General features: G+C 62.6%; 18 protein-coding genes. 14 read left to right on the forward strand and 4 right to left on the reverse strand.

The window, feature by feature from the left end; translation table 11 throughout:
• Nucleotides 1-129 precede the first annotated feature (129 nt).
• The 4 genes from ACN9MO_RS24090 to ACN9MO_RS24105 all read right to left on the reverse strand — a co-directional run bounded on the left by ACN9MO_RS24090 (nt 130) and on the right by ACN9MO_RS24105 (nt 5,831).
• On the reverse strand, nt 130-1,101 hold the full coding sequence (locus ACN9MO_RS24090) for an HlyD family secretion protein (protein WP_057249232.1): 972 nt from the start codon (nt 1,099-1,101) through the stop codon (nt 130-132).
• Complete coding sequence (locus ACN9MO_RS24095) at nt 1,091-3,430, reverse strand: ABC transporter permease (RefSeq protein WP_112996916.1); 2,340 nt, start codon at nt 3,428-3,430, stop codon at nt 1,091-1,093. Before ACN9MO_RS24095 ends, ACN9MO_RS24090 begins: the two co-directional genes overlap by 11 nt.
• The gene (locus ACN9MO_RS24100; RefSeq protein WP_057249234.1) at nt 3,430-4,524 is read right to left on the reverse strand and encodes an HlyD family secretion protein; all 1,095 of its coding nucleotides are present in this window, start codon (nt 4,522-4,524) and stop codon (nt 3,430-3,432) included. Before ACN9MO_RS24100 ends, ACN9MO_RS24095 begins: the two co-directional genes overlap by 1 nt.
• Nucleotides 4,525-4,880: 356 nt before the next feature.
• Complete coding sequence (locus ACN9MO_RS24105; protein ID WP_057249235.1) at nt 4,881-5,831, reverse strand: LysR family transcriptional regulator; 951 nt, start codon at nt 5,829-5,831, stop codon at nt 4,881-4,883.
• A gap of 89 nt (nt 5,832-5,920) precedes the next feature.
• On the opposite strand from ACN9MO_RS24105, the gene ACN9MO_RS24110 reads away from it, so the two are divergent.
• The 14 genes from ACN9MO_RS24110 (at nt 5,921) to arsB (ending at nt 18,926) form a co-directional block, all read left to right on the forward strand.
• Entirely contained in the window at nt 5,921-6,796 is an 876-nt protein-coding gene (locus ACN9MO_RS24110) for a dioxygenase (protein WP_425988064.1), read from the forward strand.
• Complete coding sequence (locus tag ACN9MO_RS24115; protein ID WP_057249237.1) at nt 6,793-7,854, forward strand: maleylacetate reductase; 1,062 nt, start codon at nt 6,793-6,795, stop codon at nt 7,852-7,854. Before ACN9MO_RS24110 ends, ACN9MO_RS24115 begins: the two co-directional genes overlap by 4 nt.
• 39 nt (nt 7,855-7,893) lie before the next feature.
• Entirely contained in the window at nt 7,894-9,174 is a 1,281-nt protein-coding gene (locus tag ACN9MO_RS24120) for an ABC transporter substrate-binding protein (protein ID WP_112996914.1), read from the forward strand.
• A 40-nt stretch (nt 9,175-9,214) separates the two neighbouring features.
• A complete protein-coding gene (locus ACN9MO_RS24125) occupies nt 9,215-9,934 on the forward strand; it encodes an ABC transporter ATP-binding protein (RefSeq protein ID WP_057249239.1) in 720 nt (239 codons plus the stop codon).
• Nucleotides 9,931-10,653: an ABC transporter ATP-binding protein gene (locus ACN9MO_RS24130; RefSeq protein ID WP_057249240.1), complete on the forward strand. Its 723-nt coding sequence runs from the start codon at nt 9,931-9,933 to the stop codon at nt 10,651-10,653. The genes ACN9MO_RS24125 and ACN9MO_RS24130 overlap by 4 nt, the downstream gene beginning before the upstream one ends.
• Nucleotides 10,640-11,503, forward strand: coding sequence for a branched-chain amino acid ABC transporter permease (locus tag ACN9MO_RS24135; RefSeq protein ID WP_057249241.1), 864 nt, complete (start codon nt 10,640-10,642; stop codon nt 11,501-11,503). Before ACN9MO_RS24130 ends, ACN9MO_RS24135 begins: the two co-directional genes overlap by 14 nt.
• Before the next feature lie 10 nt (nt 11,504-11,513).
• Nucleotides 11,514-12,599, forward strand: coding sequence for a branched-chain amino acid ABC transporter permease (locus ACN9MO_RS24140; RefSeq protein WP_113132687.1), 1,086 nt, complete (start codon nt 11,514-11,516; stop codon nt 12,597-12,599).
• Nucleotides 12,592-14,346, forward strand: coding sequence for an FAD-dependent oxidoreductase (locus ACN9MO_RS24145; protein ID WP_057249243.1), 1,755 nt, complete (start codon nt 12,592-12,594; stop codon nt 14,344-14,346). Before ACN9MO_RS24140 ends, ACN9MO_RS24145 begins: the two co-directional genes overlap by 8 nt.
• Before the next feature lie 3 nt (nt 14,347-14,349).
• Nucleotides 14,350-15,240 (forward strand): intradiol ring-cleavage dioxygenase, encoded by an 891-nt coding sequence (locus tag ACN9MO_RS24150; RefSeq protein WP_057249244.1) that lies wholly within the window; start codon nt 14,350-14,352, stop codon nt 15,238-15,240.
• 249 nt (nt 15,241-15,489) lie between these two features.
• Nucleotides 15,490-16,332, forward strand: coding sequence for an ammonia-dependent NAD(+) synthetase (gene nadE / locus ACN9MO_RS24155; protein WP_057249245.1), 843 nt, complete (start codon nt 15,490-15,492; stop codon nt 16,330-16,332).
• Between the two features lie 203 nt (nt 16,333-16,535).
• Nucleotides 16,536-16,889: an ArsR/SmtB family transcription factor gene (locus ACN9MO_RS24160; RefSeq protein WP_057249246.1), complete on the forward strand. Its 354-nt coding sequence runs from the start codon at nt 16,536-16,538 to the stop codon at nt 16,887-16,889.
• Complete coding sequence (gene arsN2, locus ACN9MO_RS24165) at nt 16,886-17,326, forward strand: arsenic resistance N-acetyltransferase ArsN2 (protein ID WP_057249247.1); 441 nt, start codon at nt 16,886-16,888, stop codon at nt 17,324-17,326. The genes ACN9MO_RS24160 and arsN2 overlap by 4 nt, the downstream gene beginning before the upstream one ends.
• A 15-nt stretch (nt 17,327-17,341) precedes the next feature.
• The gene (locus tag ACN9MO_RS24170) at nt 17,342-17,881 is read left to right on the forward strand and encodes an arsenate reductase ArsC (protein ID WP_113132688.1); all 540 of its coding nucleotides are present in this window, start codon (nt 17,342-17,344) and stop codon (nt 17,879-17,881) included.
• On the forward strand, nt 17,868-18,926 hold the full coding sequence (arsB, locus tag ACN9MO_RS24175) for an ACR3 family arsenite efflux transporter (protein ID WP_057249249.1): 1,059 nt from the start codon (nt 17,868-17,870) through the stop codon (nt 18,924-18,926). Before ACN9MO_RS24170 ends, arsB begins: the two co-directional genes overlap by 14 nt.
• The last annotated feature ends 2 nt before the right edge of the window (nt 18,927-18,928 follow it).

Raw genomic sequence — 18,928 nt, forward strand, 5'->3', positions numbered from 1 at the left:
CGAAGGCAAGACGCCGGTCCCCGCAAAGTTGTCTGCAACGTCCAGCGTCCATTATCCCCGGCTCTCGAGCCTGTCTCGGCAGGTCCTAGAAGCCTTTCCCATCAACGGCACCGGCATAACCGCCGAACTCTAGGGGCGAGCGAGCAGCACGGTCATGCCAGGCTCGAGATCGCTCGTGGGCATATCTGCCTCCAAGCGAACACGGAAGCTATTGAGGTCATGGTCTCCGACAGCCCGCGCCGCTCGCCATGTCGCGAACTCGCCCAACGGCCGAAGTTCCGTCACATGTGCGGGAACAGACGGCCCGTTCGGCGTCGAAAGCGTTACGGGGGTGCCGACCGTCATGCCGCGGAGATCATCCTCACGCACGGTGAAGGCAAACCACGACCGGTCGTCGACGTCCATCGTTACCACAGGTTTTCCGGGCCCGATGATTTCCCCAAGTTCGGCGACGCGGATGTTGATCGTGCCATCGGCTGGCGCAACGAGCCTTGTCCTGTCGAGCTTGGCTTGAATACTCGCCACCGTCGCCTCGGCAAGTGCGACCCTGGCATCCGCGAGTGCCCGCTCTTCAACAGTAGGACCGGCATTCGCTGCCTCTGCCTGGGCGCGTTTTACCTCCAGATCTGCTTCGCCCTTGGCGAGAGAGGCAGCGGCTTCGTCGGCCTTTTGCCGACTTGCGAAGTTTTTGGCCGCAAGTGCGGTCGCCCGGTCGTTCTCCTGTCGTGCAAGGACCAGGTTTGCCTCGGCCGTGCGCACGGCCTCCACTGCAATATCAACCTGTTCGCGCCTGATGCCGGAATAGATCCGGTCGCGCTCTGCCTTCGCGCTCGCGGCCGCCGCCCTCGCCTCTCCGACAAGCGCTGACAGATCCGGATTGTCCAACACCGCGATTATGTCGCCTTTACGCACCTTCTGCCCCGGTTTTACGGCAACGCTGGCGAGGCGGCCGGATGTCTCGGGAGCAATGCGGATTTCCGTTCGCCTGACCATGCCGGCGATAGCCTCCCTGTCCGCCGCCGCGGCCAACGATGCGGCGGATGCCGAGAGGGCCAGTGCGGTCGCGGCAATGATCGGTAGGCGCATGGATCTAGCGTTCATTGACGCCCCTCCGTGAGGTGACGAACCGAGCGGAGATCATGGCCAGGGCAGCATAGATGAATGCCAGCATCCAGAGCCGCGCCCAGTCCTTGAAGACGTCGCCGAACGCGGCCCCCATCTGGTTTGCTCGAACCAGCGCATCGATCCCCGACGTGCTTGGAAGGGCGTAGCTCGCGGCCCGCAATCCCGGCGGGATCGCCTCCGGTGGCCAGGCGACGCCCACAAGGAAGAATAGCGGCAGGCTGATCGCTATGAACAGCAGGACGGCGGTCTCTCGGCGCCTGAACCAGCTTCCTGCAAACTGCCCCAGGAAGCTGACCGAGAGAATAAAGGGAACAGCGAGAACAAAAAGGTCCAGCACCCGATTCGTGGCGGAAAATCCGTAGACTCTCGGCAGGACGACGAGAAAGAACACGTAGGCCGGCAATGCCAGCAGAAGATGCGCAAGCGCCTGGCCGAGAACCGATTTTACCGCGCTACGGCTTCGCCGCGCCTCATGCCCGCCGCGTTCGAACGCTACCCCGCCAATCGTCGCCGTGCCCATCAGCAAGGTCTGCTGCAAGATCAGGACGAAGGCAGCCGGCACGACATAACTGCCGTAGCCGCCCGTCGGATTGAACAGCGGCTGGTTGAGAATCTCGACCGGCGAACTGACGGACAAAGCTGCCCGATAGCGGCTTCCTTCGGCGCGCGCGCTCTGCGTGGAGAGGTCGGAACGAACCGAACCGACAGACTCCTGAATGCCCTGAAGCGTCCGACTGTAAAGCAGGAAGTATGTGGAATCGACAAAGGCCGGCAAACGCGCCGTCGACCCCTTCATGACCTCGCGCTCGGTGCCGGCAGGAATACTCAGGATACCGAACACCTGCCGCCGGGCGAGGGCCATCTGCGCTTCGGCAAGGGTCGTTGGACGGGCTGCAACTTCGACCGCTTCGTGTCCATCCAGGGCCTGGACGATCGTGAGGCTGATGTCCGAGTGGTCGTCGTCGACGACAGCGATCGGAATGTTCCGGATGAGTTGCCCGACATAGGGTTGAGGATAAAACAGACCGTAGATGATCGGCCCGAGAACGATGAGGCCGAAAGCTCCACGGTCTCGCAGGACGCGGCCATATTCGTCCGCGAGCGCGCGGGCGACACTGATCCTGCCCGATCGCCGTGGTTCGACCGTCTCCTCCGTGGTGGGCAAGGGTCTGTTCGCGATCGCGCGCAACCGAAGCCATGAGAACAGGAAATAGAGCGCTGCGAGAGCGCCAAGTGCCATGAAGGGCGTAATCGAGTCCTGCTCAGGTACACCGCGGGCCGCCTGGTCGAACAGGACCTGAATGTACCAACGCAGCGGCAGCAGCATCCCCCAGCTTTGGGCGAAGGTATTCATCGCCAGGATCGGGAAGCCCACGCCGGCATAACCGAAAGCGGGGGAGCAAAAGATACCGGTCAGGCTGAGGCCGGAAGCGAGGTTTCTGACGAGCAGTTGAAAGAGAGCGCCGACCGAGAGATAGGCAATGATGAGAAGGCATGCTGCGGCCGCGACCAGGACCGGATTGCCGCGGAACGGGATCTCGTAGAGGCCGTGAATGATGCCGAGCACCACGGCCATCATCAGCAGGAAGATCGCCAAATACGGCAGCAACTTGCCGACGAGAGCCGTGAGGCTGCTGCCTCCGGCCGTGGCAAGCCATTCGCTCATGCTGCGCGATCCGAATTCCGACCCGACAGCATAACCGCCCGCGATCGCGACAACGACATGAAGTACCGTCGGCAATATGGCGCGAAGCAGAAACTGCGCATAGTTCAGGGCCGGATTGGTCAGGACATATTGCTCGACGACGAGCGGGCCCGGCCTGAAACCCGGGCTTGCCGCGCCGCGCGGCAGGTCGGCGATCGCCGCCGAAACCGCCGACTGCAGGGAGGTCGAAGCGACGTTCCCGGGTGTGAAATACTGCTTGTTGAAGAACACCACGATCTGCGGCCGCCGCCCGGCCATGATGTCACGCTCGAGATCCTTGGGGATATAGACGGCAGCGATCGCCTCACCCGACCGCACCGCATGCATGGCGCCGCTAAGATCAAAGGACCGCCTGTCGACATTGACCCCGGGAGCGGCGCTGATTGCCTGCACGAAGGTCATCGAGGTTCTCGACCGATCCTGATCGACCACGTCGACATGAAGGTTGCGGATGACCGCATTTCCGAAAGTTGCGGCAAGCAGCGAGAAAGCCAGAAGCGGGATGCCCACCACCAGAAGCAGGGCTACCTTGTCCCGCCACATCCACAGGACTTCCCGGGCGGCAACCGCAACGAGCCCGCGAGGCTGAGCGGCCGTCATCACCGTGCATCCGCCCAGTCGGCATAGGCGCTCATGCCCGGCCTCAATGTGGCGATCTTTTCGACCGGATAGGCCCGAACTTCGAAGGTTCTGAGGTCGAAATCACCGGTCGCCCGGGTTGCGCGCCAGCCCGCATATTCGCCGCGCGTTGCAATCGTGCGGACCTCGACTTCGACGGGGGTGTCACCGAGCGCTGGAATTTTCACCTGGAAATGGTCGCCCACCTTCAGGCCCTTCACGAGATCCTCTCGAAGGTCAAAGCGTACCCAGATGTCGGAAAGATCAACGAGCGAGAGCAGAGGCACGCCAGGCGAGACATACTCCCCCGGTTCGGTGGCAATCTGGTAGACCTGCCCGGCAATAGGTGCGGTCACCGTCAACTCCGCGACCTGTGCTTTCAAGGTCGCGATTGCGGCCTCCGCCTTCGCCACGGCCGCCTTCGCGACACCGCGCTCCTCTGGCGTGTAACCGGCCACCGCCTCGTCGTAGGCGAGTTTGGCCTGCTCATTCGACCGTTTGGCGACATCGAGATTTGCCGTTGCCTGGTCGAGGTTCTGGACCGATGCGTGTTCGCCCTGGGTCAACTGCAGCGTGCGATCATAGGTCTGCTGGGCCAGCGTCAGGCTTGCCTCGCTGGCTGCGACCGCAGCCTTGCGTTCCGCCACCACCTCTGCCCTTGTGCCGACTTCGATCCGATTGAGGTCGGCCACCGCGACGGCGCGAGCGGCCTCGGCTTCCTGCAGCTTCATCAGCAACTCGGGATTGCTGATCGAGGCAAGGGTCTGTCCAGCCTTGATATCCTCGCCGCGTGAGACCGGTCGCTCGCCGATGCGCCCGTCCACACGGGCAGCGATATCGATGCGGGTCGCGTCCGCCTCTCCCTGCACCAGCAGCGGCTGTGGCTGGACGAGGTACCAGAGGGACAATCCGACGATCGCCAGCGTGAACACCGCGACGATGAGTGCGGTAGCGATCGGCGGCTTCCCGCGCAGGCCCGATTCAGTTGCGTCGGAAGGAACATTTTCTGGATCGTCGGGCCCACGAAGCTGGACGTTCGGGTCCACCGCCTCGTCTCGGTCCGTCGTCTTTTCCATCGCGCTCGCCGCGCCATCGGAACTGCGGTCAGTTTCTGAAACACCGTTGCCTGCGCTGCGTGACGTATCTACCACTGCACCGTCTCCACTTCGGCTTGCCCACAGCTCCAAGCACGGCAAAGCCCTGCTTCGTCCTGGGTGGCGAGGCCTTCGCCCGAGGCGCAAATGGTGCCCGCGTGATGTCGGAGACGTCAACAGGAAAAACCGGTCAAGCGCCGATCACATGTTGCGCGGCACAAATGGAGAAAGCGATGATTTTTGCCGCGTCGGACTTGCCGGGATGATCTTTCCTGGACTCGAGACCATCGCATCACCGATCAGAACGCGGTTACGGGTTCGCATGGGCAGATATCCAGCTAAACACCCCAAACCACGGCCTGTTCATGTCGATGGATGAGGTGCTGAAGCTGGTCGAAGCTGTGGCGGATGTGTTGCGAGAATTTTTCGATGGCCGGGGTATGCGCCGAGGTCGCGCGCCTCAGAAGCCCAAGGGCACGTTCCGGGTGCGGGACGGAAACCGGAAGTGCCGTGATCGATTTTTCGTTGCGTAGCGCGAAGACGACGCTGTGCGGAAGCACAGTCAAGGCGTCGATACCCTTCAGATAGTTGACGAGGCTCATCAGCGAGCCGCCTGTGTAGCGTATCTTGATCTCGGTCGCCCCGAAGGAGAGCAGCAGGCTATGGAGATCCGCAAGCAGCGGGCTTCCCGGCGGCGGCGCCACCCAGGGATATTCGAGTAGCTGAGACGGCTGCGGCCGTCGCTTCAACAGAAGCGGATGCGTGACCCGGCAGGCGACGACGTTTCGACCGGGAAGCACCTTCTGGAACGCCAAGCCCGATCCCTCCTCAAGAATATCGAGCGGGCAGATAGCAAGATCGATCTGATCACCCTTCAGGGCAGCGCGCAGGTCGGCCATGTAGCCGTAGCTCTGGTCAATCCTGACGTTGGGGTTTTGTGCCTGGAAGTCTGCGATCATCGGCGCGATCAAGGCGTCCATGAAAAATGGCGTACCGCCGACGCGCACGAGACCGCTTTTGCCGAGGCGAAAGCTTTCGATCGTGTCGGACGCCTTGCGCGACGCCGACAGCATGACCTGGCCATGATCGGCGAGCGCGCGCCCGAGCGGCGTCGGTTGCAGCGGCCGCCGCCCTTTGACGAAAAGCGGTTCGCCCAGGCGCTTTTCGAGCATGGCAATGGTGCGCGAGATCGCCGGCTGCGACAGCCCGAGCAGCGCTGCCCCTTCGGTGACGCCGCCAGCCTTCACGACCGCAGCGAGCTGAACAAGATGGCGTTCGTCTATCTTCATAACAATTGATTATATTAACTCAGAGTAAAATCATCAATCGCGCCCGCGGCCCGTGTTAGCTTTCATCTCAGCCAAGTGTCTGGAGGAGTGTGATGCGGGGCGCGATGGTTTCGAATCCCAAGGAAGCAGCCTTTACCGAGGCTTTCGCACAGCGAATATCGAAAGCGGACGACGGCTCGCTGCCGCTGGTGCTGAGCACGGTCGTCACCCACCTTCACGAGCTCATCAGGGAATTGCGTCCCAGCGCGGCCGACTGGCGCAAAATGATCGAGTTTCTGACCGAGGTTGGTCACACCACGGACGAGCGGCGGCAGGAGTGGGGTCTGCTGTTCGACCTGCTTGGCGCTTCGGCGCTGGTCGATGAGATCAACTCCCGTCGCCCGAAACAGGCGACACCCAATACGGTCCGTGGGCCGTTCTTTCGCGCCGACACGCCGAAACGCATATCCGGCAGCAACATCTCGCTCGATGGCGTCGGCGAGCGGCTGGCGGTCTTCGGGCAATTGCTCGATCTCGACGGCCACCCGATCGAGGGCGCGGAGGTCACGACCTGGCAGGCGAACGCCGCAGGTTTCTACGAGAACCAGCAACCGGACCTGCAACCGGAGTTTAATTTGCGCGGCGTCTTCAAGACCGATCGCGAAGGGCGGTTCGACTACCTGACGGTGCGCCCCGCCGGCTACAGCGTCCCGGAAGACGGGCCGGTGGGCAAGCTCCTTGGCCAGGCGGGTTGTTCGCTCCGGCGCCCAGCCCATCTACATTTCATCGTCACCGCTCCAGGTTTCCAGACGATTACGACGCATATCTACGACGGCAGCGATCCTCATATCGACGAGGACGCGATCTTCGGCGTCAAGCCGGAACTGGTGCACGAATTCAAATGCTCCGACATCGGCGGCAAGCCCGGCTGGCGGCTGGACTTCAAGTTCCTGATGGCGAGGGCAAGGGAAGGATCTGGGTCGTGAGGAACAATTTCACCTACCAGGGCAGTGCGGCGCACATCGTCTTTGGCGAAGGCAGGAGCCGCGAGGCCGGAGCCTGGGTCGAAAAGCTTGGGTGCAGCCGAGCGTTGGTGCTCTCAACACCGCAGCAACGGGCAGACGCGGAAGCATTGGCGGAGCGGCTCGGGCCACTTGCCGCAGGCGTTTTTGCCGGGGCCGTGATGCATACGCCAGTCGAGGTCACGGCAAAGGCGATGGAAGCGGTCAACCAAAGCGGCGCCGACTGTGTCGTCTCCCTTGGCGGCGGATCCACCACCGGGCTCGGCAAGGCGATCGCCTACCGCACCGATCTGCCTCAAGTCGTTATCCCGACCACCTACGCCGGTTCGGAAGTAACGCCGATCCTCGGACAGACGGAAGGCGGCCGAAAGACGACCGACAGGCATCCTTCGATCCTGCCGGAGGTGGTGATTTACGATCCCGAGCTGACTCTCGGCCTGCCGGTCGGCATGAGCGTTGCCAGCGCGCTCAACGCCATGGCCCATGCGGTCGAAGCGCTTTATGCGCAGGATCGTAACCCGATCTCTTCGCTGATGGCGAAAGAAGGCTTGTCAGCCTTCAAGACGAGCCTGCCGACGATCATTGGGACGCCGCGCGATCGCGAGGCACGGGCCGAAGCGCTTTACGGCGCCTGGCTCTCGGGCACCGTGCTCGGCGCGGTCGGCATGGCGCTGCATCACAAGATTTGCCACACGCTCGGCGGCACCTTCGATACGCCGCACGCGGAAACCCACACGATCATGCTGCCGCATACGGCGGCCTACAACGCCGCGGCCGTGCCTGAGCTGCTTGAACCTGTGGCCCGGACCTTCGGCGGATCGGTTGGCGGCGGCTTGTGGGATTTCGCAAAGTCGCTCGGTGCGCCGCTGGCCTTGAAGGACCTCGGCCTTTTGGAGGCCGATCTGGATCGGACCGCCGAGATTGCGACCGAAAACCCCTACTGGAACCCACGCCCGATCGACCGCCAGTCCATTCGGGCGCTGCTGCAGGATGCCTGGGAGGGCAGCCGGCCGACGAACTGACGAGACCCTTCGGGAGGAAGGGCATTGGGAGGAGGAACCATGCTGACGAGACGCGATTTTCTGAAGACGACAGCCGCAGGTGGCGCAGTCGCCTTTTCATCCGGACTTGCGATGCCGGCGATTGCCAAGGACACGGCGATCAAGCTTGGTTATGTGAGCCCGCAAACCGGGCCGCTCGCTGCCTTCGGCGAAGCCGACAAATTCGTCATCGACGCGTTTCTGGCGGCGACCAAGGCCAAGGGCCAAAACTTCGAGGTTGTCGTCAAGGACAGCCAGTCGAACCCGAACCGGGCGGCGGAAGTCGCCAAGCAGCTGATCGTCGATGACGAGGTCAATCTGGTTCTGGTCGCCTCGACACCCGAAACCACGAACCCTGTTGCAACCACCTGCGAAGCCGAACAGATGCCCTGCATTTCGACGGTTGCGCCGTGGCAGCCCTGGTTCATCGGCCAACAGGGTAACCCAAGCGATCCCGCTTCGTGGAAACCGTTCGACTATGCCTATCACTTCTTCTGGGGCCTCGAGGATGTGATCGCCGTCTTCACCAATATGTGGGCCCAGGTCGAGACGAACCACAAAGTCGGCGGCCTCTTCCCCAATGACGGTGACGGCAATGCCTGGGGCGACGGGACCGTGGGTTTCCCGCCGGTCCTCGAAAAGCTTGGCTACGGGCTCACCGACCCCGGCCGTTACCAGAACATGACGGACGATTTCTCTGCCCAGATCAATGCGTTCAAATCGGCTGGATGCGAGATCGTTACCGGCGTGGTCATCCCTCCTGACTTCACGACCTTCTGGAACCAGGCAAAGCAGCAGGGTTTCGTGCCGAAGGTCGCCTCGATCGGGAAGGCATTGCTGTTCCCGCACGCGGTCGAAGCGCTAGGCAAGGCCGGGCACAATCTCTCGTCCGAAGTCTGGTGGTCGCCGAGCCACCCCTTCGCCTCGTCGCTGACAGGCGAGACATCCGCTCAAGTGGCCGACGCTTTCACCAAGGCGACCGGCCGGCCATGGACGCAGCCGATCGGCTTTGCCCACGCCCTCTTCGAATTGGCCGTCGACGCCGTTACGCGGGCCGACGACCCGACGGACGGGGATGCAGTGGCCCAGGCAATCGCCGCCACAAAACTCGATACGCTCGTCGGTCCCATTGCATGGGACGGCAAGGGACTGCCGCCGTTTGCTGCCCGCAACGTCGCCAAGACGCCGCTCGTCGGCGGTCAGTGGCGGCTGAAGGACGCCGGCGGCTACGACCTCGTCATTACCGACAACAAGACGGCGCCGAACATCCCCGCCGGTGGAAAAATGGAAGCGATCGTTTAAGCGCCTGATGGCGTGGGACTGTGACCGAGGAGGGTCAGGCATGTCTCTGTTAGAGCTCGAGCGGGTCTCGAAGCGCTTCGGCGCGCTGACCGTCGCCGACGAGATCAGCTTTTCGGTCGGCGAGGGTGAGGCGCTGGGCATCATCGGGCCAAACGGCGCCGGCAAGTCGACGCTGTTCAATCTGATTACCGGCAACATCGCCGCCGACAGCGGCACGGTCCGCTTCGGCGGCGTGGATGTCACCCGAACGCCGCCGATGGCGCGCTGTCTTTCGGGCATGGGGCGGACCTTCCAGATCCCGCAACCCTTCGAAAAGCTGACAGTCTTTGAGAACCTGCTCGTCGCGGGCAGTTTTGGCACGCGGCGGCGCGAGGCGGAAGCCTGTGACCGCTGCGCCGAAATCCTGGTGGACACCGGCCTGTTCGAGAAGGCGAATGTACTGGCCGGTGGCCTCACCCTTCTGCAGCGCAAGCGGCTGGAACTGGCAAGGGCGCTTGCCACCGAACCCCGGCTGTTGCTGCTGGACGAGATCGCCGGCGGTTTGACGGAAGCCGAATGCCACCAACTGGTCGCGACCATCAGTGCCATCCAGCAAAAGGGCGTTGCCGTCATCTGGATCGAACATGTGCTTCATGCGCTGACCTCGGTGGTCGAACGGCTTCTGGTTCTCAACTTCGGCAAGGTGATCGGTATTGGAAAACCCGACGAGCTCATGGCGTCGCGTGCCGTCCAGGAGATCTATCTGGGGATCGAGCTATGACGGCTATGCTTGAAACCAGAGGGCTCAAGGCCTTCTACGGCGACTTCCAGGCCCTTTTCGGTGTCGATATCGCCGTTGCCAAGGGGGAAACCGTTGCGATCATCGGCGCCAATGGCGCGGGCAAGACCAGCCTGATGCGCGCGATCTCCGGCGTGCTCACAAGCGAGCCGGGCATGGTCGTCTATCGCGATGAACCGATCGGCGCGCTGGCAGCACCCGACGTGCTTGCCCGCGGCATCGCCATGGTACCGGAAGGCCGCCGGCTGTTCCCGTCGCTGACCGTCGAGGAGAACCTGTTGATCGGCGCCTATGGCCGCAAGGGACAGGGACCATGGACTCTAGAGAGTGTCTATGAGCTCTTCCCGATCCTGCGCGAGCGTCGAAACAACCCGGCGACGGCCCTTTCCGGCGGCCAGCAGCAGATGGTGGCGATCGGCCGGGCACTGATGTCCAACCCGGACGTGCTGCTCTGCGACGAGATCAGCCTCGGCCTGGCACCGGTCGTCGTTCGCGACATCTATGCGGCTTTCCCGCGTATCCGCGCAACGGGCGCCTCGATGGTCATCGTCGAGCAAGACATCGCCCAGGCACTGAAGGTCGCAACCCAGGTCTATTGCCTGATGGAAGGGCGGGTGACGCTTTCGGGGCGTCCGGAGGTGCTGACCCGCGAACAGATCCACCAGGCCTATTTCGGAGCGCCGCGCCATGAGCTTCATTGACACGATCGTGCAGGGCGTTCTGCTCGGCGGGCTCTACGCCCTGTTTGCCGCCGGCCTGAGCCTGGTCTTCGGCATCATGCGGCTCGTCAATCTCGCCCATGGCGACCTGATCGTGCTTGCCGCATTCCTGATCCTTTTGCTGACCTCGGCGCTCGGCCTCAATCCATTCCTGGCAGCGCTCATTGCCGCGCCACTGATGTTCCTGACAGGTTGGGGCCTGCAATACTTCGTGCTCAATCGCACGCTCGGCAAGGACGTGTTGCCGCCGCTGCTCGTCACGTTCGGCATCTCCATCGTCCTCCAGAATGGCCTGCTCGAAGCGTTTTCCGCCGACAGCCGCCGCGTGTCCATCGGGGCGCTGGAAAGTGCTTCGATCGGCGTCGGCTCGCTCAACATAGGCCTGATGCCGTTGATGACCTTCCTGTCGGCGCTCGCCGTGATCTTCGGCCTCAACCAGCTGATCTATCGAACGGCGCTCGGGCGCGCCTTCCGCGCGACCTCCGACGACATCGTGACGGCCGGGCTGATGGGTATTCGCCCGCAACGCGTCTTCGCCATGGCGACCGGGCTTGCCATGGTCGTGGTGACGATCGCCGCCCTCTATCTTGGCACGCGCGCCAACTTCGATCCGACATCGGGACCGTCCCGCCTGATCTACGCCTTCGAAGCCGTGATCATCGGCGGCCTCGGCTCGCTCTGGGGAACGCTTGCCGGCGGGGTCATCCTCGGCGTTGCGCAGACGCTTGGGGCGGCCGTCAATCCGGAATGGCAGATCCTTGCCGGACATCTCGCCTTCCTCACCGTTCTCGTCATCAAGCCACGCGGGCTTTTCCCCCGCGCCGTCGATTGAGGTCAAGCCGATGTCCATCGCCATTCCGTCCTTCAAGGTCGAAACCCGGAGCGGAACCTCATCGCTTGCAGCTTTGGCGGCAGTCGCCGGGCTCGCGCTTGCGATTGCAGCTCCCCTCATCGTGTCCCGCAGCGTCGTGCAGGATCTCTTCTTCATCCTGACCATGCTGGTGCTGGCGCAAAACTGGAACCTGCTTGCCGGCTATGCCGGGCTGATCTCGGTCGGCCAGCAAGTTTTCGTCGGCTTCGGCGCCTATGCGATGTTCGGTGCGGTCATTCTGGCGGGCGTCGATCCCATCGTTGCGATCCTGATTGCCGGCGCTCTTTCGGCGCTCCTCGCCATTCCGACGGCCTTTTTCACCTTCCGGCTGCAGGGACCCTATTTCGCCATCGGCACCTGGGTGGTGGCCGAGGTGGTGCGGCTGCTGCTCGCACAGTGGAAGGCGCTCGGCGGGGGTACCGGCACGTCGCTGCCGCGCGAGGCGACGAAGGACATGGCAGGCGTCGATATCGTGCGTGACCTCTTCGGTATGAAGGCGGCCGCAGCCAGCGATGCCCTCACCTATTGGATTGCGCTCCTCCTGGCGCTCGCGACGATCGGCTTCATCTACCACCTGCTGCGAAGCAAGCAGGGGCTCGGTCTTGCGGCCGTGCGCGACAACGAGCAGACCGCCCGTGCCGTCGGCGTCGACGCCCGCCGCATGAAGGCTCTGGTCTACGTAGCGACGGCCTACGTCACTGGACTGGCCGGTGCGCTGATCTACGTGCAGAAAGCGCGTATTTCGCCGGACGCGGCTTTCTCCGTCACCGACTGGACGGCCTATGTCATCTTCATCGTGGTGATCGGCGGGATCGGCACCATCGAAGGGCCGATCGTCGGCGTGGTGCTTTTCTTCCTGCTGCAAAAGCTCTTCGCCGATTTTGGCTCCTGGTACCTGCTGGTCCTTGGCCTCATCGGCATCCTCGTCATGCTCTTTTCGCCGCGCGGTCTCTGGGGCCTGTTCTCCGATCGCACCGGAATCCAGCTCTTTCCGGTCCGTCGCAAATTGATCGACGGACCACTCGCACACATGCCAAAGGGAGGACCAAATGGCTGATATCACAACCGACGTACTCATCATCGGCACGGGGCCAGCCGGTTCCGCCACGGCCGCCCTGCTTTCGAGCTACGGCATCGAAAACATGGTGATCAACCGCTATCGCTGGCTGGCGAACACGCCACGCGCCCATATCACCAACCAGCGCACGATGGAGGTCCTGCGCGATCTCGGCCGGGACGTGGAAGACGAGGTCTATATGTTCGCCGCCGAACAGGACCTGATGGGCGAGAACGTCTTTTGTACCTCGCTTGCGGGCGAAGAGATCGGACGCATGAAAAGCTGGGGCAAGCACCCGGTCTCGCGCGCCGAACACCAGCTATCCTCGCCGAGCCAGATGAACGATCTGCCCCAGACTTTCATGGAGCCGCTCCTGTTCAAGACGGCTTGCTCGCGCGGTACCCAGGCGCGGATGTCGACGGAATATGTCAGCCATGTACAGGACGGCGAAGGCGTTACCACGACCTGTCTCGACCGGTTGACCGGCAAGGAAATCACCGTTCGCTCGAAGTATCTGATCGGTGCTGACGGCGGCAATTCGAAGGTCGCGGAGCATGCCGGGCTCACCTTCGAGGGCCGGATGGGCGTTGCCGGCTCAATGAACATCCTGTTTGAGGCCGACCTGTCGCGTTATGTCGCCCACCGTCCTTCGGTACTCTACTGGGTGCTACAACCGGGAGCCGACGTCGGCGGTATCGGCATGGGCCTCGTGCGCATGGTCCGCCCCTGGAACGAATGGCTGATCGTCTGGGGATACGATATCAACCAGCCGGCACCGGCCGTCGACGAAGCCCATGCGAAGAAGGTGGTGCGCGACCTGGTCGGCGTGCAAGATCTGGATGTCACGATCAAGCAGGTCTCGACCTGGACGGTCAACAACATGTATGCGACGACGATGTCGAACGGACGCGTCTTCTGCATGGGCGATGCCACGCATCGCCATCCGCCATCGAACGGGCTCGGCTCCAACACCTCGATCCAGGATGCCTTCAACCTTGCCTGGAAGCTCGCTTTTGTGCTGAAGGGCCAGGCGAGCGAAAAGCTGCTTGATACCTACACAACGGAGCGAGCGCCGGTCGCCAAGCAGATCGTCACCCGCGCCAACAAGTCGATTGAAGAGTTCGGCCCGATCTTCAAGGCGCTCGGCCTGCTCGATTCCATCGATCCGGTGAAGATGCAGCAGAACATGGATGCGCGCTGCCGCGATACGCCGGCGGCGGAAGAACAGCGCGCCGCCATCCGCAAGGCGATCGCCGCCAAGGTCTACGAGTTCGACGCCCACGGCGTCGAGATGAACCAGCGCTATCGTTCGGATGCGATCGTCACCGATGGTCAACCCGAACCGGCCTTTGCCAAGGACCCGGAACTGCATTTCCAGCAGACCACCTGGCCGGGGGCCCGACTGCCGCATGCATGGGTTTTCTCTGGCGATGGGAAGAAGGCCTCGACGCTCGATCTCTCCGGCCACGGCCGGTTCACGGTCCTGACCGGGATCGGCGGACAGGGGTGGATCGAAGCGGCGAAGGTCGTCGGCTATGAGCTTGGTGTCGATATTGCGGCCCACGCCATCGGCGCACGGCAGCAGTGGGATGATTTCACCGGCGACTGGGCCGGGCTGAGCGAAGTGCGTGACAGCGGCATCGTTCTCGTGCGTCCTGACCATCACGTCTGCTGGCGCTCGGAGGCGCAGTCGGCAGATCCCGTCGCAGACCTTCGTCGGGTCATGACATCAGTGCTTGGGAGGTGATCCATGGAAGCGCATGAGAAAGGCTTCTTCACCGAAGAAAACTCGATTGAGGTCGTCACGGGCCGCAACAAAAATGCCAAGGACGAACGACTGAAACAGATCATGGACGTCGTGACGCGCAAGCTGCACGAAGCGGTGAGGGAAATCGAGCCGACGCAGGAGGAGTGGATGGAGGCGATCCTCTTCCTCACACGCACCGGACAGATGTGTAACGAATGGCGGCAAGAGTTCATCCTTTTGTCCGACACGCTCGGCGTCTCGATGCTGGTCGACGCAATCAACAATCGCAAGCCGTCGGGTGCCTCCGAAAGCACCGTGCTGGGCCCGTTTCATGTCCAGGACGCGCCGGAGCTCGAGATGGGCGCAAACATCTGTCTCGACCAGAAGGGCGAGGACATGGTGGTCGGCGGTCGCATCCTCGATACCGAGGGCAGGCCCATTGCTGACGCCGTGATCGATGTCTGGCAGGCCAATGACGAAGGTTTCTATGACGTTCAGCAGAAGGGCATCCAGCCGGAGTTCAACTTGCGCGGCGTCTTCCGCACCGGGCCAGACGGCGGATATTGGTTCCGGGCGGTAAAGCCGAAATACTACCCGATCCCGAACGACGGTCCGGTCGGCCGGATGCTGGAGCATCTCGGGCGTCACCCCAACCGCCCGGCCCATCTCCACTACATCATCAAGGCCGACGGGTACGAGACGCTCATCACCCACATCTTCGATCCGGATGATCCGTATATCCATTCGGATGCGGTGTTCGGAGTGAAGCAGAGCCTGCTGGCGACTTTCCGGCGCGTTGAGGACCCGGGCCGCGCCGCGGATTACGGATTTTCGGGTCGCTTCTGGGAAGTAAACCACGATTTCGTGCTGGCGCGGTCAAAGGGCGCCAACTGACCGGTTCCGAGGTCATTGCCTAGCAACGGCACGCCAAAAAAGCAATCGTCGCTCAGGCCGCAGGCTCGCCATTCTGCTGCAAGACCACGTCCAGCATTGCTGGCGTGCGTGACTTCGACGTGGAAGAAGGAGGAGGCAGGAAGGTTATTCCCTTGCCTCCTTCGGATCCTCAGATGAAATATCTGGTGCGGTCACCCCGAAGGGACGGACCGCCAGGAGCAACGAGGCGAAGGCAGCAGGAGACATTCAGTGAAAGAGCAACTTGCCATCATTCAGGCGCTTGGCGTTCGATCGGAGTTCGATGCGCTGAGCGAAATCCGCACGCGGATTGAATTCCTGAAGGCATATCTCGTGCAAGGCGGACAGCGCGCCTACGTGCTCGGGATCAGCGGCGGGGTCGATTCCCTGACGGCCGGGCTTCTCGCCCAGCGCGCGGTTCAGGAGTTACGCGAAAGCGGCCATTCGGCGACGTTCATTGCCGTCCGGCTTCCCTACGGTGTGCAGGCGGACGAACACGATGCGGCCGCAGCCGTCGCTGCGATCCGCCCGGACCGTGTCATCACCGTGGATATAAAACCGGCGGCCGATAGCCTCATGGACGCAATCCTTGCCGGCGGCGTTGACCCGGCCCCACGTCATCATTTCATCCTCGGGAACGTGAAGGCACGGCAGAGGATGGTCGCCCAATATGCGATCGCCGGGGCATCGTCGGGTCTCGTCATCGGCACGGACCACGCTGCGGAGGCGCTCATGGGCTTCTACACGAAGTTCGGTGATGGCGCAGCGGACATTCTCCCTCTCGCCGGTCTGAACAAGCGCCGCGTCCGCGCCGTCGCCTCGAAACTCGGCGCGCCGGAACAGCTCGTCTGGAAAACTCCCACCGCTGACCTTGAATCGGACGCGCCTCTGCGGCCGGACGAGGACGCTTACGGCGTGACATACGACCAGATCGACGACTTTCTCGAAGGCAGAACTGTCGCGTCGGCTGCGGCTGAACGCATACTCTCAACCTATCGCGCCAGCGCACATAAGCGCGCCCTTCCCGTCGTTCCCACGGACCATCACCAGGTCTTGCACGCCACGACTGCATGATATCTGCGGTTCGGCAAATCCTGGTCCATTCCGGTGTGAGGCCCGCGCAGACAAGCGACACCAGCGAGAAGGTATCATCACAGCTGTGAGCGCTGTTGCCGGGTGGATTATGCATTCGGGGCTGCTCCGGCTTCGCGCCAATAGTGGAGAGGAGGATCGTTGGCAGCAATTGACATATCCAATATATCTATTATTCTGGATTAATGGATAATATCACCGCAATGGCGGCGCTTGCCGCACTGGCCCAGTCTACCAGGCTCGAGACATTCCGGCTTCTCGTCCGACATGAACCGGATGGCGTGCCTGCCGGCGAACTTGCCCGCCTTCTCGACGTCCCGCAGAATACCATGTCGGCGCACCTCGCGACGCTGTTGCGCGCCGGCCTCGTGACAAGCGAACGGCAAAGCCGTTCGATCATCTATCGAGCCGACCTCCACGGCCTGCGAAACCTGACCCTTTTCCTGTTGAAAGACTGCTGTGGCGGCTCGACCGAACTCTGTGCGCCGCTGATCGCCGAACTTACGCCCTGCTGCGGACCCGAGGTGAAGCTGTCATGAGCGACATCAGACTAGAGCCAATCCCGGGAAGCGATCCCGGACTGAAGCTGGCGCTATCGGCCTCCGGTCTTCCGATCGAGGACCTCGGAGAGCCGGGACGCTCGTTCTTCAGGGCGGTTTCCTCCGATGGCGGCACAATTGGCTACGCTGGCATTGAGACGTGCGGCGATGCGGTCCTCCTCAGGTCAATGGTCATCTTGCCCGAGCATCGTGGCAAGTCATTCGGCAAATCGCTGGCCAGGGAAACCCTGAAAGCCGTCAAAGAAAGCTCGGCAGTCTTCCTGGCTACGACGACCGCCGCGCCGTTCTTCGAAAGCCTCGGTTTCGTTGCGGTCGAGCGAGCCGATGCGCCGCCCGCCGTTCTCGCAACCCGTCAGCTTTCGGGCATTTGCCCGGCATCGGCCACGATCATGAAACTCAGCAATCCTCCGACCTAACCACGGACAACGACCATGACCGACAAGACCTACAACGTGCTTTTCCTGTGCACGGGCAATTCCGCACGTTCCATTCTCGCCGAATCCATCCTCAACAAAGAGGGCGGCGGACGGTTCAGGGCATTCTCCGCGGGCAGCCAGCCCAAAGGCGAGATCAATCCGCATGCGCTGAAGGAACTGCAAGCACTTGGTTATCCGGCGACTGGCTTCTCCTCCAAGAGTTGGGACGTCTTTGCCGAGCCTGGTGCGCCCGAAATGGACTTTATCTTCACCGTCTGCGACAGCGCACACGGCGAAGCCTGTCCGGTATGGATCGGACATCCGATGACCGCGCATTGGGGTGTCGAAGACCCGGCCGCCGTTGTTGGCACGGAGGTCGAAATCCAGCGCGCCTTCGCGCAAGCCGCCCGCTTCCTGAAGAACCGGATCATGGTGTTCGTCAGCCTCCCGCTGGCATCCTTCGATCACCTGGCGCTCGAAATGAAGCTCGGCCAGATCGGCGCGATGGAAGGTTCGGCGGCAAGCCAGGGAAAGTCCGCCAATGTCGACGTTTGAACGCTACCTGACCATCTGGGTCTTTCTCTGCATCGTCGTCGGCGTCGCCCTCGGCCATCTGATGCCCGGTGTTTTCCAGGCCATTGGCGCGGCGGAGATCGCCAAGGTGAATTTGCCCGTCGCCATCCTGATCTGGCTGATGATCATCCCGATGCTCATCAAGATCGACTTCCGCTCGCTGGCACAGGTGAGCAGCTATTGGCGCGGAATCGGCGTGACCCTGTTCATCAACTGGGCGGTAAAGCCGTTCTCCATGGCGCTGCTGGGATGGCTGTTTATCGGATGGCTGTTCCGTCCCTATCTGCCCGCCGACCAGATCGACTCCTACATCGCAGGTCTGATCATCCTTGCGGCCGCGCCCTGTACCGCGATGGTGTTCGTCTGGAGCAATCTGACGCGCGGCGAGCCGCTGTTCACGCTTTCCCAGGTCGCGCTCAACGATGCGATCATGGTTGTCGCCTTCGCGCCGATCGTCGGTCTCCTGCTCGGGCTGTCGGCCATCACCGTACCGTGGGACACGCTCGTTCTATCGGTCGTGCTCTATATCGTGGTCCCGGTCATCATCGCGCAGGTCCTGAGAGGCCGTCTGACCGCTGACGGCACGACCAGGGCGCTGGACGTCATGCTGGCGAAGCTGCAGCCGCTTTCGCTTGTCGCGCTGCTGGCAACGCTCGTCCTCCTCTTCGGCTTCCAGGGCGAGCAGATCATCGCGCAGCCGACGATCATCGCCCTGCTGGCCGTCCCCATCCTCATCCAGGTCTATTTCAACTCGGGGCTGGCCTACGTCTTGAACCGGATCTCGGGCGAGCGCCATTGCGTCGCCGGACCTTCGGCACTGATCGGGGCCAGCAATTTCTTCGAACTCGCGGTTGCGGCCGCAATCAGCCTGTTCGGCTTCCAGTCCGGCGCAGCGCTGGCGACGGTCGTCGGCGTGCTCATCGAGGTTCCCGTGATGCTCACGGTCGTCTGGGCCGTGAACCGCACCAAGGGCTGGTACGAGGCAGCACCCGCCGTCTCCCGGAACACCATTACCGAAAGGACATGACA

This window comes from Ensifer sp. R-19 (assembly GCF_049905105.1).
In the GTDB taxonomy this organism is placed as follows: Bacteria; Pseudomonadota; Alphaproteobacteria; order Rhizobiales; family Rhizobiaceae; genus Ensifer.